A 22,495-nucleotide genomic window follows, 5' to 3' on the forward strand; every position below is an offset into this window, starting at 1 on the left:
TCTTTATAGTTGTAATTGTAAAGGATAGCGACGCTTAGTTGCTATCAGTTTTGGTAATGATGAAGTGATATATTGTATCGAAACGCGGTGCTGGTTTGCCATCAGTTGCTTGTTGCTGAGTAATCTCACTAAGGGCTAATAGCAATGCATTTGCCGCATCGCCCTGCTGACTCTGTCGACAAAACGCAGTGATATCTGCCTGCGAATTGGGGTCGGTGGCGACTACATATAATGACTCGCCAGCCGCCACGTTGCGTAGTGCTACTTTGGTTTTTAGCAATGGCATCGGGCAGGCAAGTCCGCGACCATCAACAAGCCCTTTGATAGTAATCCCTTTATTAGCCACAGTAGGATGCTTTGCTTCTATATCGATAGCGGATAGTAAGCTTAACAACTCACTGATACTTTGCTGCTCAGCCACAGATAATGTCGCTGATAAGTTGACAGAGTGAGAAGCATTGCGGGTGATTGACTGACTGTCAGCAGACATAAATAAACCTTATAAGTATCAAAATTTAGTATCAATATTTAAGATGAAGATTTTGCCTAGAGTTTTTACTTAGCACTATTGACTGTGTTGTCAACGATGAGCGTTAATGCGTTGCTATTGATTTTATCTCAATTGAAAACGTCTAAAGCCCATTGTTATAGACAGCCATTATACCAAATAGCCAGTATGTAATTGCAGTTGAATATAATCAACGTCACGTTCGGTTCATTAGAATCACACACCCATGTTGCACAATAGTGACGGCCTGCTTAGTTATTGGTAGTCAGAGGCAGACTAGAATTGACCTTGGATAAACAAGCTCGTATAGTCAAAAAGTCGTTATTATTACTTGTATAGGATGCGCATTTGTATCACTTTCAGCAGCAGTCAACTATAGACGCGGTCGCCAAGCCATTATCAGAGACAGTACCGAATGTACTCAAACAAAAAAGCAGCTATTTATCTATCTGTGTATCGCGTGCAATTAGGCTGGGTTTGTCAGCTGTCTTTTTGGCGGTCATGGCGAATAGCCAAGCTGCGCCATTCACCTATAACTCATGGCAACCTTCTACCGACTCAGAAGAGCTAAACCTACCCAGTTTGCGTGGACAAGGTCTCAGTTTTGCAGAACAACATCAAAATAAGCTGCTTGGAGAATGGTCGCTACGTAATGTCAATGGCCGTATCAAGATGGAGCATGACCCTTGGATACATGAGACCGTCAAAGACATGACGTGGCGTCTTAATGCGCAGGCGCGGCAACAAGCGCCCATGGGTCTGGTGGTTATTGACAACCCAAGTATCAATGCTTTTGCCGCACCAGGTGGGGTCATCGGTATCAATACAGGGACGATACTCGCCGCCAGTAGCATGGATGAGCTGGCAAGCGTCGTTGCTCATGAGGTCGCTCATATCAGCCAACGCCATTATGAGAGCGGGGCAGATGAGCGTAAAAAAGCCTTACTGATGCAGATAGGGGGCATGTTAGCAGCGATTGCCGCATCAGCCGTTGATGGTGATGCTGCAGCAGCGGTAATGATGGGCAGTCAAACGGCGACGATGAATAGCAGCATGGCTTTTAGTCGTAACAACGAGCGCGAGGCGGATCGCGTGGGTATGCAAATCATGACCCAAGCGGGCTATGATCCCCGAGCAATGCCGCGGTTTTTTGCGACGATGAATCAAAAAAGTCAACTGAATCAAGTTGAAAATCGATTTTTACCAAGCTTTGTGCGCTCGCACCCACTCAGTAACGAGCGTTTGAGTGAGTCGCAAAGCCGTGCTCAACATTATCCACCTTTATCATTGACTCAGCAGCAGCGCCACCAAGCGCTGTTTGATTTGCTCTATTGGCGCGTACAGAGCACGGGTAAGCACGCGTCACAAACCGTGCTGACCACTGCCGCTAAAAATAGCGTCGGTGCTAAACTAGCATTGATGCAGTGGTATGGTGAACAGCAGCGCTTTGATGATGCCAATGAGATACTTGCTGAGATTAATAAATTGTCAGCCAACCAGCGTCAAGGGCTTGAGCCATTATTATCAATAACCCATAGTCAGCTGTTAACTGAACAAGGTAACTGGTCAAAAGCTGCTGATATTTTGGCCAGCCAACAGCGACTTTATCCTGAGCGCCGTGATTTGCGACTCTATTTGGCAGAGGCGTTAACCAATAGCAACCAACCCGTCAAAGCGCAAGCATTACTCAAACCATTGACTGAGCAGCAGCCAAGCGATCGCTATGCGTGGCAAAGCCTGCAACTGGCCAATGAAAAGCTGGCTAAAACCACCACATCACCGCAACTGGCCAATATCGCCACCATTAATGCGCTGCGTTATCGCAGTCATGACCAGCTGTGGAGTGGTCGCTACGAAAGTGCACTCACGTCGCTGACGCAAGCCAAACAGCTCGCAGAGAGACTAAAAAACACGGCGCAGGCCAATAGCGCACGTCCACTTTTGGCCAATATTAATGCAGAACTCAAAGCAGTAAAAACCGCCAAAGACTTCGAGCCTTAGGCGGTATATTTATACACTTTGAACGTCATCGTTTTTAATATTAAATCTGCAAGGATGTTTTGGTTGCGATCCTATAGCTGCAATGCTCTCATTGCAATATTTTAACGGGCAATTAACCTTGTAGCGCTTTTTTGACCAGCTTTGAGATTAGCGCAGGGTCAGCACGACCGGCGGTTTTATTCTTTAATACCCCCATCACACTACCCATATCACGCATCGATGTCGCACCTTGTTCAGCGATTTCAGCATTTACCAAGGCTGCAAGTTCATCATTATCCATCTGCTTTGGCATGAACTCATTGATGATTTCAATCTCAAACTGCTCTTTGGCAGCCAAGTCGTCACGACCATTTTCAGTAAAGATACCAAGCGATTCTTGGCGCTGCTTTAGTTGTTTTTGCAATATCTCTAAAACGCCAGCGTCGTCTAGCTCAGTTTGACGATCAATCTCGATTTGCTTGACGACCGCTTGCACGTTACGCAAAACTTTGACGCGCTCAAGCTCACGCGCTTTCATAGACGTTTTGATGTTATCTGATAAAGTCTGTTTAAGTTGGCTCATTGTTATTATTCCTTATGAGTATGGATGAAATAGTTTTTAGTAAAATAACGGTTGGTAAAATAATTGGGAGTAAGGTAATAAATAAAAATCTGCTGATAAATGACAAGCATGAATAACAAAAATTGTAGCATAAAAAACGCCACTGTTATTCATCGATAACAGTGGCGTTAGTGTAGCGCTGGTATTTAACTAATCGTATTAGTGATTAGTACATACGAGTGGTACGAATAGTTTCGCGTTGTAACTTTTTCTTATAACGCTTTACAGCAGCAGCTTTTTTGCGCTTGCGTACTTGCGTTGGTTTTTCATAAAACTCACGCTTACGTACGTCTGATAATACGCCGGCTTTTTCACAAGCACGTTTGAAACGACGGATAGCGATGTCAACTGGTTCGTTTTCTTTAACCTTAACTGCAGGCATGAAGACTCCTTGATTAGGATGAGATATAAGGGCATTAGTTTGGCTGTGTATTAGTATTTAGCCGTAATATCTCACGATTACAGGCATCAGCTCAAACTAGGATAATCTTGCGCATTAGCACAAGGGCAGATATTTTAATAGAAAATGCCAGCAAAGTCAATGGTTTTAGTGCATTAATCCATATTTATCATTAAGTTGTGAGACGCACTCTAAAGTCTTCATTAACAGAATATTATGGTTTCACGCCTTTATTTAATATTCAGTGATTAAATTTGTATACCTATAGGTCAATTGCGATAAATTAGCATAAATAAAAACCCTACTGTCTATAACGGTTTAGATGGAGTTTATGCTATGATAATTTGCATGTATTAGTGAGCATTTTAATCGTTTTATATGCATTTTATTGAGGATGTTGGAATGAAAAAATCAGTATTAAACACGGCACTAAGCACCGCATTTATCGTCGCTCTTGGCTTTGGTGTTAGCGCTTGTAGCGGTGATAAAGGCGAGTCGCACGAAGTATTGGCAAAAGATCGCGTTGATGAAGCTTCTGAGCTTGCTCGTAGCAATGCTCCTGCCGCTGAAGAGATGGATTTTCCAGAAACAGCACCGATGCCAGCAACTGATGCTGATGCTACGGTAGTAGATGGTGCAGAAGCAGCTGACGTTGATATGACAGAAACCGCTGCCACTGATAGCGCTGCCGATACAGAGGTGGCTGTCGCTGAAAGTGCTGATGCCACAGGTGCAGAAGCTGAGACAGCGACGAACTAATAGCAATTTTTTGTCAGCGTCTTTTATAAGTCTCTTTATGAGTTTTAGGTTTTAAATTTATGCGCTGTCGTAAACAGTCGCCAACATGAAATATCGAACAGAGGTGTGATCATGATGAACAAACAACAGCGTATGAATACATTAGCCTTATCTGCAATCAGTTTAAGTGCATTACTGTCACTTAGTGCTTGCAGTGGTGACAACAACACTGCCGAAGAGCCGCCTGCTGTCAATGAGCCTACCGAGACCACTGCCGTGGTAGAGGAAGCGCCTGTAGCAGAGCCGGAAGTCGTTACGCCTGAACCTGTGGTCGAGGCGGAGCCTACTGAGACGATGGAAGACGCAGTCGTGCAAGAGGGTGCTGCCGTATTGGCTTCTGATGCCGGTGCTAAGCTATATGAGACAAACTGCAAAGTCTGCCATGACAGTGGTTTGCTTGATGCGCCCAAATATGGTGATAAGGCGGCGTGGGCTCCTCGCCTTACTAAAGGCATAGAGACGCTACACATGCATTCAGCCAAAGGCTTTAACAAGATGCCAGCGCAAGCTACCGACAAAGTAAGTGAAGCCCAAGTCTATGCAGCGGTTGATTATATGATTGCAGCAGTAAGCTGATATTGGCTATTAGAATATATTCGCTATTGAAATTTGCTAAACTGACCGTCATTGTGACTGACAATGGCGGTTTTTTTATGCATGTTTATGTTAGAGATTAAAATATATAAACGTTGCAAGAGATAACTCGCAGATCAAAGTATGATAAAGGCAAACATATGAAAGTATTGGGTTTAGAGACCTCTTGTGATGAGACGGGTCTGGCGATTTTTGATAGTGAGCAGATGGATAGTGACAATCAAGGTCTGGTCGGACAAGTGCTGTATTCACAGATAGAATTGCATGCACTCTATGGTGGCGTGGTGCCAGAGCTTGCCAGTCGCGATCATATTCGCAAGCTGGTACCTCTGCTTAATGAGCTTTTAGAGCAGTGCGATGTTAAGAAAAGCGAGATTGATGCTATTGCCTATACCAAAGGTCCAGGACTGATTGGTGCTTTGATGACCGGTGCATTATTTGGGCGCAGTTTGGCGTACGGCCTAGATATTCCAGCGATTGGTATTCATCATATGGAAGGGCATTTATTAGCCCCGCTGATGGGTGCGAATCCGCCCGCGTTTCCTTTTGTCTCGCTACTGGTATCCGGTGGTCATACTTTATTGATTGCCGCACATGGTATTGGGCAGTATGAGATATTGGGTGAGTCGATAGATGATGCAGCGGGTGAGTGCTTTGATAAAGCCGCCAAAATGCTAGGCTTGCCTTATCCTGGTGGTCCAAATATTGCCAAATTGGCGGAAACAGGCGATCAAAACGCCTATGACCTTCCTCGTCCAATGTTACATCGTGGTTTAGATTTTTCTTTTAGCGGTATGAAAACAGCGGTGCATAACCTTATTAAAGACACCCCTTATTCGGAAAGTGGCCCTGACGGTGATCCACAAGTTCGCGCTGATATTGCCGCAAGCTTCCAACATGCCATGGTTGATACGCTGGTGAAGAAATGCGTTAAAGCACTCAAGCAAGCAGGCATGAGTCGCTTAGTAATCGCGGGCGGTGTCAGCGCCAACACTCATCTGCGTGAAACCTTAGAAGCTGAGTTGGCTAAAATAAATGCGACCGTCCATTATGCGCCGCCTGCTTTATGTACGGATAATGGAGCGATGATTGCTTATGCGGGTTACGAGCGTTTGCAAGCTGGGCAGGCTGATGATTTAGCTGTCAGTTGTGTGCCACGTTGGCCGATGACCGAGCTGCCTGCGGTATGAAGTTTCAAATCCATATAAATTAAGGATAATCTATGCAGTGGCTCGCCATTGGTTTAGGAGCAGCATTTGGAGCTTGCTTGCGGGCGTGGTTAACACGTTTTAATCTGCTACATAGCTGGATACCTTTGGGTACATTGGGCGCAAATGTGTTGGGTGGATTGTTGATTGGTCTGGCATTGGTATGGTTTGAGCGGATGGGTAGCGGACTGTCAGATAATGTCCGCGTGTTTGTCATGACTGGATTTTTGGGCGGGCTGACGACCTTTAGCACTTTTAGCGCTGAGGTGTTTAGCTTTATTCATGATGGGCGGCTGCTGGCAGGTTTGGCACTGATAGGGTTGCACGTCGGACTGACTTTATTGGCAACCGCGCTGGGATTTTACTTTTTTAAGTTAGTTTTGTGACTTTTGCTAGATATTACTCGTTTAATGGCCTGATATAAGTAGTTCCTTGGTTGCAGTCTATTTTAAGTGGTCTATTAATAGTTTAAGAAGTCTGTTTGGGTGGCTCCGGTGGGGTATACCCCAGTGAAAATGAACACTAAGTCAGAATTTTTAAAATGACAATCACTCAAGTTGGTATCTACGGATCTGATAGTAAAGGTTAACTTGCTATCGTTCCAGAATAAAATAAATTCCAAGCTTAATTAGCCTTGCAGTAACAAGTCCTAAACCTTTTTAACTGACTTGTAGTGTAAAAATATCGTAATTATCAATAGTACAATGGCAGCCACAGCTGAAATTGATTGGTTCAACTGGAAAAAGTCAACTGAACCGAATATAAGAACATATATACAAAACGCTATAACCCCTAAATTATATTTATGTTTTTTAAAGAAATTGAACATAATAATTAGAAGAAGCGTTATACCTACTACAAGGAAAAAAGTTCCATCAAGAAACATATCTTTCATAAAAAAATAATAAATCAAAGCAAATATAATATAAATGCCTAAACCAATTGAGCCCATCCCAGATTCTGTGTAACTGCCATTTAGATTAAATGCTTACTGATACGGTCATCAAACATAATCATAAAACGATTCAGAGCAGACGTCCAGTTACGGATTGGCATCGACCACTTTTTGGATGCCTGCTGGGTGGCTAAGTACACCACCTTAAATGCTGCCTGATCAGAGGGGAACACCTTACGCTTATTCACTGCTGTCCGAATCACGCTGTTCAATGACTCAATAGCATTGGTGGTATAGATGGCTTTTCTGATGTCTTTAGGGTAATTAAAGAACACCGTTAAGCCCTCCCAGTTATTACGCCAAGACTTGACCACGTGCGGGTATTTATCACCCCACACCTCATCAAAGTGTTCAAGATTGGCCTCTGCTATCTCAAGGGTATCAGCGCCGTAGATGGCCTTTAAATCAGCCGCTACGGCCTTTTTGTCTGTCCAGGGTACAAACTTCATTGAATAGCGCACCATGTGTACGATACACAGCTGAACCTGTGCCTTTGGATAGACGGTGTTAATGGCATCAGGGAAGCCCTTTAGACCGTCAACACAAGCGATTAAGATGTCTTGTACGCCACGGTTTTGAAGCTCGGTAAGAACACCTAGCCAGAACTTAGCGCCTTCATTCTCTGAGAGCCACATACCAAGCAGCTCTTTTTTACCGTTAAGGTTAACGCCTAGCGCCAGATATATAGCCTTGTTGATGATCTGCTTGTCTTGACGTACTTTAACGACAATGCAGTCTAAATAGACGATAGGATAAACACTGCTCAGCGGCCGGTTCTGCCATGCAGTGATGTCCTCTAAGATGTTGTCAGTGACTCTTGAAACCAAGCTACTTGAGATATCGACATCGTAGAGCTCTTTAATGCTCTCTACAATCTCGGTGGTGGTTTGGCCCTTGGCGTAAAGAAATATGATTTTATCATCAAGCCCTGAGATACGGGTTTGATGCTTGCGCACCCACGCGAGCACAGCTCTTGTCTTGCGCTCGGGCGAAGCAGTGCTTCGCTATTTCCTCGCTCAGGTTCAAAGTCACCATCACGGTCTCTTGGGGTGGATATCTCAAGATCGCCTGTGTCACTGCGGACGGTCTTTTTTAGTGTGCCCGTTGCGTTTGTTTGGCTTGTCTGATTTCTCATGCTTGGGGTAGCCGAGATGCTCTTCCATCTCAGCCTCTAAGGCAGTGTCGATAAACGATTGCATGAGCTGCTTCTGAAAGTCTTTGATGTCATCAAAGCTTTTCATGCTACCAGCCATTTGCTCGGCCAGTTTTTTAATGTCAGATTGAGTAGTCATTGCTTATTCTCCGGTTAATAGATTATAAGCAGTTACACAAAGTTTGGGAAACTCCCAACCAATTTTGTTATAAATTGAATTTTCCTGTGTTGACTCACTATTTTCTAGGTTGTCTCTCATTATATTTATTAACCTTTATGACCTAACGTAAGATTATAAGTTGACCATTTTTTCATACTGATCTACTTGAATAATCTTTCACTATAATATCTGTTATTGAAATACGTTCGATGCCTGTATAGCCCATGGATCACGAATAGAATACGTATGGTAGGTACGCCATGAAGTACACTGCGACTATTACAGTGTATTAAAAACTTGATATCAATAGCCTATAGCCTAATATTCAAGTCCTCACTAGGAGGCCATGCTTATTCCCATAACGGTGATTATGGTAAATAAAACTTACAACGGTTTTACTATCCCTTCCAACAAACTCGCAAACCCTTGCATATACGCGGTATCTTGACTTGAGGTACGCGTCGCTGCATACAACTGACAATGTACGCCACTGCCTAACGGACGCGAGACCACCCAGCCCTTTTTCTCATATTCAGCGACCACCCAATCAGGCAGAGCAGCTACTCCGCGCTCACTGGCGACCAATTGAATCAGCATTGCCGTCAGCTCTGTGGTACGAATGCTCGCAAAGCTCACCTCTGCAGGCGTCATAAAGTTGGCAATAATGTCGAGACGCTTGGCTTCCACGGGGTAAGCAATCAAAGTCTCGTCAGTCAAATCACTGGGTTCAATAAACTCTTGCGCGGCCAAATCATGCGTTGGTGAAAGTACCAAGCGACTCTCATACTCGAATAGGGGCTGATAGCTGATACCTTCTATCGGTAAATCACTGGTGGTAATGAGCAGATCAATATCACCTTCCATTAGTAAATGATGCGGTTCAGGCTCAAAGCCAGTCGCAAAATCTAGCTCCACATCCGACCATTCACGGCGGTAATGATTGAGTATCGGCATCAGCCAATCAAAGCAACTATGACACTCAGAGGCTAGGCGTAATCTACCAGCTTGGCCATGTGCTAAGCGTTTAAGATTGGATTTAGTGCGGGTGACCTGCGGCATGATGCTGTCTGCCAATGCCAGTACTGCTTTGCCCGCAGGGGTAAAGGTGAGCGGGCGAGTGCGACGATTGACCAAACTGACATCGTAGTAATTCTCTAGCTCTTTTAGCTGATGCGAAACCGCAGAGGCGGTGACGTGCAGCTCATCGGCAGCCGCAGCCAATGAGCCATGCGCACGCAGTGCCGTTAAAGTATTGAGATGGCGGAGTTCTAACATAAGGCAACCTGATCGCTGAGGTGAGAAAAATTCATTATAACTAATGTAGCAGTGAATTCCACTCAAATACTATTATTAAATTTTTCTTACCCAGGGATAGTTGATAACTAGCGCCGACGTAACAGCAGCTGCGAGATAATGACTAAGATAAGCGAGGCAGTCAATAGCAATGTACCAATGGCGTTGACTTCCGGTTTAAGTCCTACGCGCACCATCGAATAAATTCGTAGCGGTAAAATCTCATAGCTAGGACCGGTGACAAAGGTAGAAACCACCACATCGTCTAATGATAAAGTAAAGGCGAGCAACCAACCTGCCATTACTGCGGGCAGAATCACGGGAATCAGTACCGTACGTACCATCGTTGATTCGTTAGCACCCAAGTCGCGCGCGGCTTCCATTAGGCGCTCATCCAAGCTGCTTAAGCGTGCAAACACAGTGATGACCACGAAGGGCAAACAGAAAGTAATGTGCGCCAAGAGTAATGACACAAAGCCTAATTGCAGACCAATTAATAGAAATAATGCGAGTAATGAGATAGCCAATACAATCTCAGGCGACATCATCAGTACAAACAACAGCCCATTTAGTAAGCCTTTGCCGCGAAAGTTATAGCGGTGTAGGGCAAGCGCAGTCAAAGTGCCTATCAACGTTGAGACGGTCGCAGCGACCAAACCTAAAACGATAGAATGCCAAAAAGCATCGAGCATGGCTTGGTTATTGAATAGCGACTCATACCACTTTAAGCTAAATCCACCCCAGTTATAGCCAATCTTGGACTTATTAAATGACATCACCACCAAGACGATGATGGGCAAATACAGTAGGGTATAAATCAGGCCAAGATAGCCCTTAGCCGCTATGCTGCCGATGCTAGGTTGCTTGATGTGACGTTTGTTCTTAACGGGTGAGTTGTTTAATGAGCGATCAGACATTAAGCCACCTCATTAAAGTCGGTCTTGCCAATGCGGCGGCTACTGGCACGATAGGCGAGTAATAGTACGGCCATCGCAAGGGTCAATAATACGCTGGCTGCTGCGCCAAATGGCCAATCACGCGCATCCAAAAATTGGTTTTTAATAATATTACCAACCAATAAATTGCGCGATCCACCCAAAATATCTGCCACATAGAACATACCCATCGCTGGCAATAACACTAACAGCACCCCTGAGATAATCCCAGGCGTGGTCAATGGTAGCACCACGTGCCAAAAGGTCTGTGTCTTGGAAGCGCCCAAATCCTGCGAAGCGAGTAGCATGTCATTGCGTAAATCAGTAAATACCGCATATAACGGCAATACCATAAACGGGAATAACAAATAAGTCAGACCGGCTATCACCGCGCCTTGAGTGTATAAAATATCAATAGGGGCATCGATAGCGCCTATCGCTAGTAGGGTTTTATTAATCAAACCGTTATTTGCAAATAGCAATTTGAGCGCATAAGTCCGTACTAAAGAGTTGGTCCAAAACGGCAGTATCAATAACATCATGAGCAGCGGCTGCCAGCGTACTTTCGCTTTGGATATCAGCCATGCAAAAGGGTAACCAAGCAATAAGCAGATGACCGTTGTAATGCCTGCCATCCATAACGAATGGACGAAGACCTCAAAATACAACGGGTCAATCATGCGTACATAGCTGTCGATACTGACAGGCAATCTAATAAAAGCGCTGCTATCGCGGGTCAAAAAACTGACAGCGATGACCAATATATTTGGCAGTAACGCAAATATCAGTAGCCAACCCCAAATTAGCCATAGCGTTGCGGTGCGGAAAGGGGTTTTGCTGCCCAAATTGAAACGGCTATTACCTGCCATCAGCTGCCATCCTTTTGTGCAAATACGTTTTGCTCAGCTTCATTTTGTTCTGCTAGATGCTCTTCGGGTAATACCCATTCCCAACCATCCACCCATGAGACTTTGACCGCTTCATTCAATTTATAATCAAAGCTGGGGTCATCTTCATCAAAGAATTCAGAGGCTTTAATAATATGACCGTTTGCTAACTCAATAATTGAGTCTAAGGTGCTACCTTTGTAGTTACTTTCAATGACGCGGCCGAGTAAGCCGCCATGTTCTTTATCATTGGGATCATAAATCCGTAAATCCTCAGGGCGCAGTAGCAAATTAACGATATCACCCACTTGCACGTCATTAGCAAAATCAGGACGGCGCAAATTACGTAATGTTGTTGGCCCATCTTGTGCTTGCGCCTCACAGACCTCAACTTCGATACGTCCATTGGTTACACGACCATCACGATCTGGTTGGTCCGGATAGACGCCCTTTACCTCTGCTTTAAATAAATTAGTTTCACCGATAAATTTGGCGGTAAATAAATTGGCAGGGGTTTCATAAATCTCAATCGGCGTGCCAATTTGCTGGAATGTACCGTCTTTCATCACCGCAATACGGTCTGACATTGATAACGCTTCTTCTTGGTCATGAGTGACAAACACAAAGGTAATACCAAGCTCTCGTTGCAGACGCTTAAGCTCAGATTGCATCTGCAAGCGCAGCTTATGGTCGAGCGCGGATAGCGGTTCATCAAGTAATAGTAGTTTAGGACGGTTAATCACCGCGCGTGCAATAGCAACGCGCTGCTGCTGACCACCGGATAAATCTTGCGGTTTACGGTTGGCCAAATGCTCGAGCTGTACCATGGCCAGCATCTCACGCACACGTGTTTGAATCTCATCTTTTGGGACTTTTTTAAGCTTAAGCCCATAAGCGACATTTTGTGCGACGGTCATATGTGGAAATAATGCATACTGCTGAAACACGGTATTGACCGGACGCTTATCGGCTGGCAAGCCTGCCATCTGTACGCCATCCAAATATATCGCCCCAGCATTGGGCTGCTCAAACCCAGCAATTAAGCGCAGTAGAGTCGTCTTGCCGCAGCCCGATGGGCCAAGCAAGGTCAAAAACTCACCATGCTTGATATCAAGGTTGATGTCTTTTAATACTTCCGTTTGATCATAGACTTTCTTTAGACCAGTCAGTTGCAGCAGTACCTTATCAGTGCTAGTCGTCGCAGAGGTTCTATGCGTGTTCGTAGGTGAGTCATTCATAATATTGTTTCCTAAGCGCTCAATAGACTGGTACAGCAACTACATAAAATCGCTGCAATGTAGGTAATTGGCCTGAGCGTAAGCGTGGTCTGGTTGCTGCGTATTATAACAAACCGTTCACATAAATAAGTGCAAGTTCGTAATCAGTTACGCGAGTCATACCGCCATAGCCATCAGTATGACTCTAAACATAGCATTAGCATTTCTCTAGGGCTTTTCTGAAGCGCCTACATTCTAATATCCTCAGGATTTTAAATAGACACATGATTGAATTTATACTGGTTTCATTGTTGTAAATACGACTGTACTATTAAAAACCAATCTGGTTTAACGACATTAAAACAAAATTTTTTATCATTTTTTTCGTTTTATTCCTATACAATCATTGCATGGCTGACCAATATATTAGGTCTAATTACTCAATCGTGATTGACCAGCAGTCAGCCAATACATATTCAATAAAACATTTAGAATCATACATCACCCAAATACTTTGTTAATCAAGGATCTCCCATGCCTACTGATACACGTCCACAAACAGGTCAAGAAGCGCTCGAACTTTTAAAAGAAGGTAATGCCCGCTACGTCGATAGCCTAACCAACCCCGATCCCTGTATGCAAAGACGTCCAGAGCTGATTAGTAACCAAGATCCTTTGGCTATTATCTTGGGCTGCTCGGATGCCCGTGTACCGGTTGAGATCGTATTTGATCAAGGCTTGGGTGATTTGTTTGTCATTCGGGTGGCGGGTAACGTGGTTGCGCCTTCACAGATTGGCTCAGTCGAATTCGCCGCCGAAAAGTTCGGAACCAAGTTGGTTGTGGTACTCGGGCATTCGCATTGCGGCGCGGTTACAGCCTGCGTAGAAGCGCTTATCAATCCTGAGCAGAATTATTCTCCAAACTTGCAGTCCATCGTCGACCGTATTCGTCCAAGCGTTTATAACTTGCATGAACTTGCAACTGCCAACGGTCAAGATGTCGATGCAGATGAGCTGCTTGATCGTTCTATTAGCGCCAATGTGCGCATGTCAGTCAGTCAACTTAAGCATGGTTCACGGGCGTTAGAGGACTTAACTAACAGTGGTCAGCTGCTCGTTGTGGGTGCAGAGTATGACTTAGAAACAGGTAAAGTGCTGTTCTTAGAAAGCTAGTTGCTGTTATAGAGTGGTGATAGGCTGAATATACTGATGAGTTAAGTCAGGTTATTACAAAACCCTATCACGCACCTCAGTATTATTTAGTATCATGAGAGGCTCAAGCGAATCGCTACAGTCTCTATAAAGGCGATTGGCTAATTTCTAAGTTTACTTTTTATGTATTAGGATAATTATAACTATGTCTACTTCAGCAACTGATAATAATGCATCAACCATCGTTCAACCAGCTAGCAGTGTAAATACCGCTGGCATTCAGCCCATCTCTGCACAGACTTCAGGCTTTACCTTTAACCACACTATGCTACGGGTAAAAGACCCTGTTAAATCATTGGAGTTTTATACTGGCGTGCTTGGCATGACTTTGCTGGCGGTAAAAAAGTTCCCTGATATGGAATTTGATTTATATTTCTTAGCCAAACTGACCGATAGCGAGCGTGAGAATTTACCCGCTGGTGAGGATTTAGAAATCTTTGCCTTCCGTCAGCGCGGTATTTTAGAGTTGACCCATAATTATGGTACCGAGACTAAATCTGATTTTAGCTATCACGATGGTAATAGTGAGCCACAAGGTTTTGGACATATCTGCTTTAGTGTGCCGAATCTTGATGAAGCGGTGGCTTGGTTTGATAAAAATAATGTCGAATTCAAAAAACGTCCCGAAGATGGCAGTATGAAAAACATCGCCTTTATCAAAGACGTTGACGGCTATTGGATTGAGATCGTACAAGCCGATTTGATGGGCTAGTTTTTAGAACCTGACAAACAACAACGATGGCGTATCATTGACTTGAAAAGTTCACATATCAAAGGAGTGACCCCTGAATGCCTACTTCTGAGGCAGAAACCGCAGTAAGTAGTGAGACAGTTGCTGGATCGACAACGACAGATGCGTTGACGTATCAAAGCATCATCGATTCGGCGAATGGAATACTGATTGGCTTTGTTGAGCGTATACCGCATTTTGTGGCTTCGCTCATCGTTATCCTGATTTTTTGGTTTTTATCGATTGTCTTCAAAAAAATCGTACATAAACTATTGGGTAGCCGCAGTCGCCATCAGAATTTGGTGAAAGTGTTTCAGCGGGTAGGCGGTGCACTGATTATCTTTATTGGTTTTATGATTGCCATGGTCATTGCTGTTCCAGGATTTACACCTGCCAAGCTTATTGGTGCGCTCGGTATTGGTTCGGTCGCCATTGGTTTTGCTTTTAAGGATATTTTTCAAAACTTATTGTCAGGTATTTTGCTCCTTATCTCAGAGCCATTTCGTATTGGCGATCAGATTGTCTCAGGGGAGTATGAAGGGACGGTTGAAGATATCAAAATCCGTGCGACGACCATCAAGACCTATGATGGTCGACAAGTGGTCATTCCAAACTCGGATTTGTATACTTCAGCATTGACTGTTAATACCGCCTATAAGCAGCGCCGTCTACAAGTCGCTGTTGGTATCGGTTACGAAGATGATATCGAAGCAGCAAAGGCTGAGATTTTACGGGCGCTGGATAAAGTGGATAGCGTCTCTACTAAAGCCAATCCAAGCGTGATTGCGACAGGTTTTGGTGGCTCCTCAATCGATTTAATGGTGCGTTGGTTCATCGAAGATGGTACCCAAGCTAATAAAGTTGCCTCAATCCATCAAGTTATCGTAGAGATTAAGTTAGCTCTTGATGCGGCAGGGGTGAACATACCTTTCCCAATACGTACCATAGATTTGAGCGACCCTTCTGTCACCTCTATTGTTAATAAAATGAACGAGCAGCAAGCGCTAGATGTGAATAAAGCTGCCACAGAGTAGTTGGGTTGATACACTGATAAATGTGTCATGCAACTGTTTGAATAGGTCATATTTTTAGACTGCAAAAAAACCGCCGTATCTTTTGATACGGCGGTTTTTTTATGCATTCAAACGTAAGCTTGGAAAGCTTAATTTCTAGTCAGCTTTAACTTTAAAATCTGTGTGACATGATTTACAGCTTTGACCGACTTGGCCAAAGGCAGGCATAACGTCATCCATACTGGTAGCATTTTGTGCTGCCGCGTTTAGCTCAGCCGTCGCTTGTTGAAAGCTATCTGCTTCAGCTTTGAAGCCGTCGACATTAGACCATACTGCTTCGGTGGCATTGCCAGCCGCTTCTTGGTTTTCAAAATGACTCCAAGGCGTGGCAGCATCTTCTGCCAAAAACGCCGCCTGTTCTTTAAATACTTCTGCATCGAATGTATCAGGTGCTTCAGCCATATCACCCATGACACCCATCGCATCACCCCAACTTTTCATGCTGTCTTGGCGCGCTTTAACATCGGGGTCAGCTGGCGTGCTACAAGCGGTTATACCTAAAGCTGCTGCCATTAATGTGATGCCAAAAATTGATTTTAATGATTTGTTATTATGAACCTGTGCCATGAAAGTTACTCCTTTAATCTGGCTAATAGTAGGCGCGATTGCAAATGCTAGCCCTAAATAAAAATATTATTATAAAACTGACTCTCGCCATTTAGAAACGCAGTCGCTTCTAAAGGTTTTTTGCGAAAAATACATTCTATTGTAACGGTTATCTAAGTAATGACCGTTACAATAGTTGTTATCACATCGTAAAATTTGACTACACAACATAGATTGTATAGTCAGCGAAAAGTAATATCGATACATCACGTGCTGCTGATATCAATTTTTCTTGCTTGCTGTGCCTGCGCAGACAGAGGCTACAAAAAATTGATATCAGCAATACCGTAGCGTTTTCAGGATATTTTGACTATATATTGTACAACTAGCTACCACAGTGGTTTTATAACTGAGGTTTATTATGACTAAGATTTATTATCATTGAGCTTCAGTGCAAACGACGCTCGTAGCACAACTATAGTCGGAGCACTTTTAAACCGCTACGGTGTTACCCGCCCTAGATGTACTTAGTGTACTATCTGCGGTCGGTCGCCTTGTAGCGATTTTAAAATTCCTTGACTATATAGTTATAGCGACAGCCAATCACGTGGCTTGAGATAAAAATCTGTCAATTCAAACTCAGCTGAACCTGGCTCCGGCTCAAAGCGATAATGCCAGCTGACAAGCGGTGGCATACTTACTAAGATAGACTCAATGCGTCCGTTACTTTGTAGACCGAACAGCGTACCGCGATCGTAGACCAGATTATACTCGACATAGCGTCCACGGCGATACAGCTGGAACTGGCGTTGCTCATCGGTGTAAGGTGTTCCTTTACGCTGCTCAAAAATAGGCATAATACCGTCAAGATAACCATTGCCTACCGCTTTCATAAAGTCAAAGCAGGTGTCAAAGTCCCAGCCGCGACTCTCTGTATTGACATCATCATAGAATAAGCCACCGATGCCGCGTTGTTCATCACGGTGACGCAGATGGAAGTACTCATCGCACCACTGCTTAAAGTCAGGATAGACGCTCTCGCCAAAAGGCGCGCATAAATCATGACAGACTTGATGCCAGTGTACGCAGTCAGCAAGGACAGGATAAAACGGCGTCAAATCAAAACCGCCACCAAACCACCAAATAGGGTCTTCGCCCTCGGCTTCGGCGACAAACAAACGCACGTTAGCGTGGCTAGTAGGGACGTTGGGGTTTTTGGGATGGACGACCAGTGACACGCCCATTGCTTGGGCCTTACGACCAGCAATATTAGGATGACGGGCAGTCGCTGAAGCTGGCAGGTTGTGGACATGAATATGGCTAAACATCACGCCAGCCTTTTCAATCACTTTGCCATCTGCTAGGACGCACGAGCGCCCGCCGCCGCCTTCAGGGCGCTCCCAATCATCAGGGACAAAGGTCGCATCACCGCCGCCATCACGCTCTTGTGTTTCTAATGCTTGGCAGATACGCGCCTGCAAATCGACCAAAAACTCACGCACGCGCGTGATATCGTTAGTAGAAGGCGTCGTCGAGTTTGACGCTGAGTCTGTCGCTGACAGAGTGGTGTGATTGTCTATATTTGGAATACTCATAAAATATCTATTTATTAAGGTGTATTGCGGTATTGAGGTCTTTGTCCAGTAAATGTCCCATACGGTCGCGCTTGGTGGCCAGATATTCAGCATTCATATCGTTAACCCCAACCAGTAAAGGCACGCGCTCCACGACATCAATACCATGCTCAGTTAAATAAGCGACTTTGTCTGGATTATTGGTAATAAGTTTTACAGCATCGACGCCGATATGGGCGAGCATCGGTCCGCACATATCATAAATACGGGCATCCGCTGGCAAGCCCAACATGAGATTGGCGTCTAAGGTATCATGGCCTTGATCTTGGAGGGCGTAAGCGCGAATCTTGTTGGTCAAACCAATACCGCGACCTTCTTGGCGCAGATATAAGATAGCCCCGCAGCCAGTCTCTTGTATGGCTTGCATCGCTGTATTAAGCTGCGGGCCACAGTCACATTTCAATGAGCTAAAGGCATCGCCAGTGAGGCATTCGGAATGAATACGCACCAATGGCGTCGGTCGCTCTGCTGATGCCGCTGAATTTTGGTTTGACTGGCCGTCAGAGTCGTTTGATAAACCGTCAGCTGTTTTTTGATCAACCACAGGCAGACCAACAGTCAACATCACATGCTCTTGACCGTCATCGTTTTCAAAGATATGAATATCAAACTCGCCATGACGAGTCGGTAGTTTGGCGCTAGTAATAAATTGGTATGACATTAATGTCCTGCATAAGCCGGTAATCGTGGCAGTAGAGGGTCTGTGATAGCTGTAATAAAGTAGCTATATCATCCTAGCCATATTATTATAGTTAGGGTGATACTAGTATAACCTGTTCATGAAGAAAGCGTGCCTATTGTCGTTATTCTGTCGTTACTATCAAAAGTACGAAATGATAAAAACACACAAAGTTCACAAACGTCGCACGATGATTAAAGCGACAATTAAAAAAAAATGCTATTATGCCATACTATTTTAACGGATACAGTGACAAGTCTTTACCCTTACATTACTATGTCGTCACGAACATTCGATATTGATGCATGATAATAGGGCATAATATCTATTGCTAGTATCAAAGCGCTGTCTATTATGACGGCGTGTTTGTTGTTAGGTGGGGCGTAACTGCTTGTATCACTTAACGACTTACTATAGTAATTGTCGAAAAGTAGTAGATGTCACAAGAGTGATAAGCGCAGTTATCAACAATAGATAGTCACAACAATTCGTTGTAAAAGTCATAACAATTATATGGTCAATTACATCAATAATGATGTAGATATTATTGACGGGGCTTAGCAGTAGTTATCTCTATATGCGAAAGCACGTCTTATCAGCAGATTGGTAGGTATCGTACGGTTTATGCAGCAATCACCTCATTCCCCACAGTCTCAGTCCGTATCTGCGTCAGCCTTCGAATCTGCTGCCCAGCTGTCGAATTTACAGCAGACTTATGCTGTGATTCCGCGTGTGCGTCCTCATACGCCGTTACTTGATAGCATCGATACGCCTTCTGATTTAAACGCATTTACCACCGATGAACTTATTGGCTTGGCTGATGAATTGCGGCTTTTTCTGTTGTATTCAGCAGGTCAAAGTGGCGGACATTTTGGTGCCAATTTAGGCGTGGTTGAATTGACCATTGCACTGCATTATTTGTTAGATGCGCCGCAGGACCAGATAGTATGGGATGTTGGCCATCAGGCTTATGCTCATAAAGTTTTGACAGGGCGCCGTGATCAGCTTGAAAGCATTCGCTCAAAAGAGGGTTTGACAGCCTTTCCGGAACGGGCAGAATCCGTTTACGATACCTTTGGCGTTGGTCATTCATCGACTTCTATTTCGGCGGGTCTAGGCATGAGCCTATCGCTACGCTATCAAGGTCGCGCGCAAACTGTTGCTTGTATCATCGGTGATGGAGCGATGACAGGTGGCATGGCATTTGAAGCCATGAACGATGCGGTGCAGCAAGACGCTGATTTGCTCGTTATTTTAAACGATAACGACATGTCTATATCTTGCTCTATCGGCGGATTTTCACGACATTTAGCGATGCTATGGGAGTCAGGTTATCAGGTTGATATCTCTGATACCGGCGAGCCGATAATATGTAAGCGTCCTGATATGCAGGCATTTAATCGCCGCAAACGTCATAAAGAAATGCGTGATGTGCCGCAGTTAGAAGACAACTTATTCAAAGCGATAGGCTTTACCTACTTTGGTCCGTTTGATGGGCACAATATTCCTGAGCTATTGCGGGTGCTGTCACTTGCTAAGCAGGTAAAAGGTCCGGTTTTAGTCCATATCTATACCACCAAGGGTAAGGGTTTTGCGCCTGCTGAATTAGATCCTGTCGGTTATCATGCAATTAGCAAGCTGCCTGCCGAAGATAATGAAGCAAAAGATAAAATAGCGAGTCATTCGGAAGCTAAGGTTTCAACAGTGAAACCGGCGCTGAAATACTCGCAAGTATTCGGTCAGTTTCTATGTGATAAAGCCGCTGAAGATGACAAGCTGTTGGCGATCACCCCTGCCATGGAAGAAGGCTCGGGCATGATTGATTTTGCCCGTCACTTTCCAGAGCGCTTCTTCGACGTTGCTATTGCTGAGCAACACGCGGTCACGTTAGCTGCAGGTATGGCAACCCAAGGCGTCAAACCCATTGTGGCAATATATTCAACGTTTTTGCAGCGTGGTTATGATCAATTGATTCATGATGTGGCTTTGCAGAATCTAGATGTGATGTTTGCTATTGATCGTGCCGGTTTGGTTGGCGAAGATGGGGCAACCCATGCGGGTGTGTTTGATTTTGGATTTTTACGCTGTGTACCGAATATGCTGATAGCAGCACCCAAAGATGAGAACGAGTGCTACCATCTCCTTAATACCTGTTATGAATACCAAGGATGTACAGCAGTACGTTATCCACGTGGTACAGGTACAGGTGCAGTGATTGATCAGCCAGTGCAAAACTACCCCATTGGTAAGGCGGTAGTGGAGTCTATTCTCGGTCAAGACAATGCACCTAAAAAGCTTGCCTTATTAGCATTTGGTACCATGGTGGCCACTGCTCAGCAGGCAGCAGAGAGTATCGTTCAAGCATATTCAGAGTCGGCCTGTCAGGTACAAGTGGTCAATATGCGCTGGGTAAAACCTTTGGATACTGAACGGCTGGAGAGGCTCATCGAGCAAGGTGTCACTCATATCGCCACGTTAGAAGAGCATATGATTATGGGCGGCGCGGGCAGTGCAGTGAATGAGTATTTACTCAATGACTCTATCGCCTTTAAACGTACTCGGCCAGCTATCTGTAATATCGGTATCCCTGATCGCTTTATCGCGCATGGCTCACAAGCAGAGCAACTGGCTGACTGCGGTTTAGATGTCGCTGGTGTGGTTGGTCAACTGCGAAAGTTATTATCTTAAAAAGTTACTATCATAATTGCATATTACAAAAATACTTTTACAAGAAAGCGTTAAGAGTACTGTTTTAAAAATAAAGAAAAATAGCAGCTTGACCAACAGATAGAACGCTTGCTTAGCCGTGGGCGCTGACTTTTTTACAACTTGCGCAGTTTGTGATGACCACCAAAACAGGAGTTGGTTTGGCGAACGTCATGGTTTTTTTTTATTTTTATCGAACATTTTTAGTATAATGCGATTGTCGTTTTTATAAGGCAGGTTTTTAATCGCATAGCAGTAGTGTGATGCGGCGGCTGATTGGCATGTTGTGGGCACAAATTTAGTCTTATTATTTTATATTCATTCATCAAGCAAATAGGTTATTTATGGAACCCATGGTCGTCATCGCAGCGCGTGCTGCTGAAAAAGTCGGTAAAGAGATTTTATATGCGCATCAAAACCGCCACAAAATCGAGCTAGATATCGAGTCAAAAGGACTTGATGGTCTGGTCACCCGTATTGATCGTTTCAGTGAAGAATTGACGATTGAGACGCTAAAGGCAAGCTATCCGAACCACTCATTTTTGGGTGAAGAGTTTGGTATGCAAGAAGGTCGCGGCGAAGATGCTGACTGGTGCTGGATTATTGATCCGTTAGATGGCACTAAAAACTTTGTGCATGGTGTACCGCAGTTTTGTGTGTCTATCGCTGTACAGCATAAAGGCGTGACCCAACACGGTGTTATCTATGACCCTGTCCGTGATGAGATGTTCTCTGCTAGCCGTGGTAAAGGTGCGCGTCTAAACCAACGCCGTATCAATGTCAGTGAGCGTAAAACAATTGACGGTGGTTTATTTACCACAGGGCATCCGCTTGAGCGTAAACGCAATGGTGAAGTCATCTCTTATGCCAAGCAGCACTTTGAAAGTTTACAAAAAATCTCTGAAGAAGGCGGTCAAGTTCGTCGTTTAGGATCAGCTGCGCTTGATTTATGTTATGTGGCAGCTGGTCGTTTTGACGGTTACTTTGAGATGTCTATCAAGCCGTGGGATATTGCCGCCGGTGAGCTTATCGTCACTGAAGCACGTGGCGTGGTGGTTGATCATACAGGCGCGCACAACTCAATGACTTCAGGCTCTATTTTTGCCTGTAACGTCAAGTTGTTAAAACCATTGATGCAAGTGGTTGTCCCAACGTGGGGCGATGCATTTTAAGCATCGCATCATTATGAAGACAGCTTGATGTTA

Annotated in this window: 20 protein-coding genes and 1 pseudogene; 10 read left to right on the forward strand and 11 right to left on the reverse strand. The window is 44.5% G+C overall.

Going from position 1 to position 22,495, the window contains the following annotated elements; translation table 11 throughout:
• Nucleotides 1-34 precede the first annotated feature (34 nt).
• On the reverse strand, nt 35-490 hold the full coding sequence (locus QL919_RS04210) for a sulfurtransferase TusA family protein (RefSeq protein ID WP_290188331.1): 456 nt from the start codon (nt 488-490) through the stop codon (nt 35-37).
• A 366-nt stretch (nt 491-856) separates the two neighbouring features.
• Between QL919_RS04210 and QL919_RS04215 the strand changes: the two genes are divergently transcribed.
• Entirely contained in the window at nt 857-2,509 is a 1,653-nt protein-coding gene (locus QL919_RS04215; RefSeq protein ID WP_290188332.1) for a M48 family metalloprotease, read from the forward strand.
• Between the two features lie 112 nt (nt 2,510-2,621).
• Here QL919_RS04215 and QL919_RS04220 read toward each other — a convergent pair whose 3' ends face one another.
• Entirely contained in the window at nt 2,622-3,071 is a 450-nt protein-coding gene (locus tag QL919_RS04220) for a GatB/YqeY domain-containing protein (protein WP_290188333.1), read from the reverse strand.
• Nucleotides 3,072-3,276: 205 nt separating this feature from the next.
• Nucleotides 3,277-3,492, reverse strand: a complete 216-nt coding sequence (gene rpsU, locus QL919_RS04225; protein ID WP_010195908.1) for a 30S ribosomal protein S21 — start codon at nt 3,490-3,492, stop codon at nt 3,277-3,279.
• Nucleotides 3,493-3,912: 420 nt separating this feature from the next.
• Here rpsU and QL919_RS04230 point away from each other — a divergent pair, with 420 nt between their 5' ends.
• From QL919_RS04230 to QL919_RS04245, 4 genes are all read left to right on the forward strand, one after another.
• Entirely contained in the window at nt 3,913-4,269 is a 357-nt protein-coding gene (locus tag QL919_RS04230) for a hypothetical protein (protein ID WP_290188334.1), read from the forward strand.
• A gap of 111 nt (nt 4,270-4,380) precedes the next feature.
• Nucleotides 4,381-4,884: a c-type cytochrome gene (locus QL919_RS04235; RefSeq protein WP_290188335.1), complete on the forward strand. Its 504-nt coding sequence runs from the start codon at nt 4,381-4,383 to the stop codon at nt 4,882-4,884.
• Between the two features lie 158 nt (nt 4,885-5,042).
• Nucleotides 5,043-6,092 carry a tRNA (adenosine(37)-N6)-threonylcarbamoyltransferase complex transferase subunit TsaD gene (tsaD, locus tag QL919_RS04240; protein WP_290188336.1) on the forward strand — a complete coding sequence of 350 codons (1,050 nt, stop codon included), beginning with the start codon at nt 5,043-5,045 and terminating at the stop codon, nt 6,090-6,092.
• A gap of 32 nt (nt 6,093-6,124) precedes the next feature.
• Nucleotides 6,125-6,496: a CrcB family protein gene (locus QL919_RS04245; protein WP_290188337.1), complete on the forward strand. Its 372-nt coding sequence runs from the start codon at nt 6,125-6,127 to the stop codon at nt 6,494-6,496.
• A gap of 589 nt (nt 6,497-7,085) precedes the next feature.
• Here QL919_RS04245 and QL919_RS04250 read toward each other — a convergent pair.
• From QL919_RS04250 to potA, 5 genes and pseudogenes are all read right to left on the reverse strand, one after another.
• Nucleotides 7,086-8,357, reverse strand: a pseudogene (locus tag QL919_RS04250) (IS256 family transposase).
• Nucleotides 8,358-8,762: 405 nt separating this feature from the next.
• Entirely contained in the window at nt 8,763-9,653 is an 891-nt protein-coding gene (locus tag QL919_RS04255; protein ID WP_290188338.1) for a LysR family transcriptional regulator, read from the reverse strand.
• Nucleotides 9,654-9,760: 107 nt separating this feature from the next.
• Nucleotides 9,761-10,588: a spermidine/putrescine ABC transporter permease PotC gene (gene potC / locus QL919_RS04260; protein WP_290188339.1), complete on the reverse strand. Its 828-nt coding sequence runs from the start codon at nt 10,586-10,588 to the stop codon at nt 9,761-9,763.
• Complete coding sequence (gene potB / locus QL919_RS04265; RefSeq protein ID WP_290188340.1) at nt 10,588-11,475, reverse strand: spermidine/putrescine ABC transporter permease PotB; 888 nt, start codon at nt 11,473-11,475, stop codon at nt 10,588-10,590. The genes potC and potB overlap by 1 nt, the downstream gene beginning before the upstream one ends.
• Nucleotides 11,475-12,731 (reverse strand): spermidine/putrescine ABC transporter ATP-binding protein PotA, encoded by a 1,257-nt coding sequence (gene potA, locus QL919_RS04270; RefSeq protein ID WP_290188341.1) that lies wholly within the window; start codon nt 12,729-12,731, stop codon nt 11,475-11,477. Before potA ends, potB begins: the two co-directional genes overlap by 1 nt.
• A 513-nt stretch (nt 12,732-13,244) precedes the next feature.
• On the opposite strand from potA, the gene QL919_RS04275 reads away from it, so the two are divergent.
• The 3 genes from QL919_RS04275 to QL919_RS04285 all read left to right on the forward strand — a co-directional run bounded on the left by QL919_RS04275 (nt 13,245) and on the right by QL919_RS04285 (nt 15,686).
• Nucleotides 13,245-13,883, forward strand: coding sequence for a carbonic anhydrase (locus QL919_RS04275; RefSeq protein WP_201575908.1), 639 nt, complete (start codon nt 13,245-13,247; stop codon nt 13,881-13,883).
• A gap of 184 nt (nt 13,884-14,067) precedes the next feature.
• Complete coding sequence (gene gloA, locus QL919_RS04280; protein ID WP_290188342.1) at nt 14,068-14,634, forward strand: lactoylglutathione lyase; 567 nt, start codon at nt 14,068-14,070, stop codon at nt 14,632-14,634.
• 77 nt (nt 14,635-14,711) lie between these two features.
• Nucleotides 14,712-15,686 (forward strand): mechanosensitive ion channel domain-containing protein, encoded by a 975-nt coding sequence (locus QL919_RS04285; RefSeq protein ID WP_290188343.1) that lies wholly within the window; start codon nt 14,712-14,714, stop codon nt 15,684-15,686.
• A 135-nt stretch (nt 15,687-15,821) separates the two neighbouring features.
• Here the strand turns inward: QL919_RS04285 and QL919_RS04290 are convergent, their stop codons facing one another.
• The 3 genes from QL919_RS04290 to ribA all read right to left on the reverse strand — a co-directional run bounded on the left by QL919_RS04290 (nt 15,822) and on the right by ribA (nt 18,566).
• Nucleotides 15,822-16,292, reverse strand: coding sequence for a cytochrome c (locus QL919_RS04290; protein WP_290188344.1), 471 nt, complete (start codon nt 16,290-16,292; stop codon nt 15,822-15,824).
• A 566-nt stretch (nt 16,293-16,858) separates the two neighbouring features.
• On the reverse strand, nt 16,859-17,866 hold the full coding sequence (hemF, locus tag QL919_RS04295; protein ID WP_290188345.1) for an oxygen-dependent coproporphyrinogen oxidase: 1,008 nt from the start codon (nt 17,864-17,866) through the stop codon (nt 16,859-16,861).
• A 7-nt stretch (nt 17,867-17,873) separates the two neighbouring features.
• Nucleotides 17,874-18,566 (reverse strand): GTP cyclohydrolase II, encoded by a 693-nt coding sequence (gene ribA, locus QL919_RS04300; RefSeq protein WP_290188346.1) that lies wholly within the window; start codon nt 18,564-18,566, stop codon nt 17,874-17,876.
• A 642-nt stretch (nt 18,567-19,208) separates the two neighbouring features.
• Between ribA and dxs the strand changes: the two genes are divergently transcribed.
• Nucleotides 19,209-21,272 (forward strand): 1-deoxy-D-xylulose-5-phosphate synthase, encoded by a 2,064-nt coding sequence (gene dxs / locus QL919_RS04305; protein ID WP_290188347.1) that lies wholly within the window; start codon nt 19,209-19,211, stop codon nt 21,270-21,272.
• Nucleotides 21,273-21,634: 362 nt separating this feature from the next.
• Nucleotides 21,635-22,462 carry an inositol monophosphatase family protein gene (locus QL919_RS04310; protein WP_290188348.1) on the forward strand — a complete coding sequence of 276 codons (828 nt, stop codon included), beginning with the start codon at nt 21,635-21,637 and terminating at the stop codon, nt 22,460-22,462.
• Nucleotides 22,463-22,495 lie beyond the last annotated feature (33 nt).

Origin of the sequence: Psychrobacter sp. APC 3426, assembly GCF_030408035.1 — a bacterium.
Classification (GTDB): domain Bacteria; phylum Pseudomonadota; class Gammaproteobacteria; order Pseudomonadales; family Moraxellaceae; genus Psychrobacter.

Bases quoted from the DNA above. Each gene is read 5' to 3' on its own strand.
- QL919_RS04210 (WP_290188331.1), bottom strand. From the start codon at position 490: ATGTCTGCTGACAGTCAGTCAATCACCCGCAATGCTTCTCACTCTGTC.
- QL919_RS04220 (WP_290188333.1), bottom strand. From the start codon at position 3,071: ATGAGCCAACTTAAACAGACTTTATCAGATAACATCAAAACGTCTATG.
- rpsU (WP_010195908.1), bottom strand. From the start codon at position 3,492: ATGCCTGCAGTTAAGGTTAAAGAAAACGAACCAGTTGACATCGCTATC.
- QL919_RS04230 (WP_290188334.1), top strand. From the start codon at position 3,913: ATGAAAAAATCAGTATTAAACACGGCACTAAGCACCGCATTTATCGTC.
- QL919_RS04235 (WP_290188335.1), top strand. From the start codon at position 4,381: ATGATGAACAAACAACAGCGTATGAATACATTAGCCTTATCTGCAATC.
- tsaD (WP_290188336.1), top strand. From the start codon at position 5,043: ATGAAAGTATTGGGTTTAGAGACCTCTTGTGATGAGACGGGTCTGGCG.
- QL919_RS04245 (WP_290188337.1), top strand. From the start codon at position 6,125: ATGCAGTGGCTCGCCATTGGTTTAGGAGCAGCATTTGGAGCTTGCTTG.
- QL919_RS04255 (WP_290188338.1), bottom strand. From the start codon at position 9,653: ATGTTAGAACTCCGCCATCTCAATACTTTAACGGCACTGCGTGCGCAT.
- potC (WP_290188339.1), bottom strand. From the start codon at position 10,588: ATGTCTGATCGCTCATTAAACAACTCACCCGTTAAGAACAAACGTCAC.
- potB (WP_290188340.1), bottom strand. From the start codon at position 11,475: ATGGCAGGTAATAGCCGTTTCAATTTGGGCAGCAAAACCCCTTTCCGC.
- potA (WP_290188341.1), bottom strand. From the start codon at position 12,731: ATGAATGACTCACCTACGAACACGCATAGAACCTCTGCGACGACTAGC.
- QL919_RS04275 (WP_201575908.1), top strand. From the start codon at position 13,245: ATGCCTACTGATACACGTCCACAAACAGGTCAAGAAGCGCTCGAACTT.
- gloA (WP_290188342.1), top strand. From the start codon at position 14,068: ATGTCTACTTCAGCAACTGATAATAATGCATCAACCATCGTTCAACCA.
- QL919_RS04285 (WP_290188343.1), top strand. From the start codon at position 14,712: ATGCCTACTTCTGAGGCAGAAACCGCAGTAAGTAGTGAGACAGTTGCT.
- QL919_RS04290 (WP_290188344.1), bottom strand. From the start codon at position 16,292: ATGGCACAGGTTCATAATAACAAATCATTAAAATCAATTTTTGGCATC.
- hemF (WP_290188345.1), bottom strand. From the start codon at position 17,866: ATGAGTATTCCAAATATAGACAATCACACCACTCTGTCAGCGACAGAC.
- ribA (WP_290188346.1), bottom strand. From the start codon at position 18,566: ATGTCATACCAATTTATTACTAGCGCCAAACTACCGACTCGTCATGGC.
- dxs (WP_290188347.1), top strand. From the start codon at position 19,209: ATGCAGCAATCACCTCATTCCCCACAGTCTCAGTCCGTATCTGCGTCA.
- QL919_RS04310 (WP_290188348.1), top strand. From the start codon at position 21,635: ATGGAACCCATGGTCGTCATCGCAGCGCGTGCTGCTGAAAAAGTCGGT.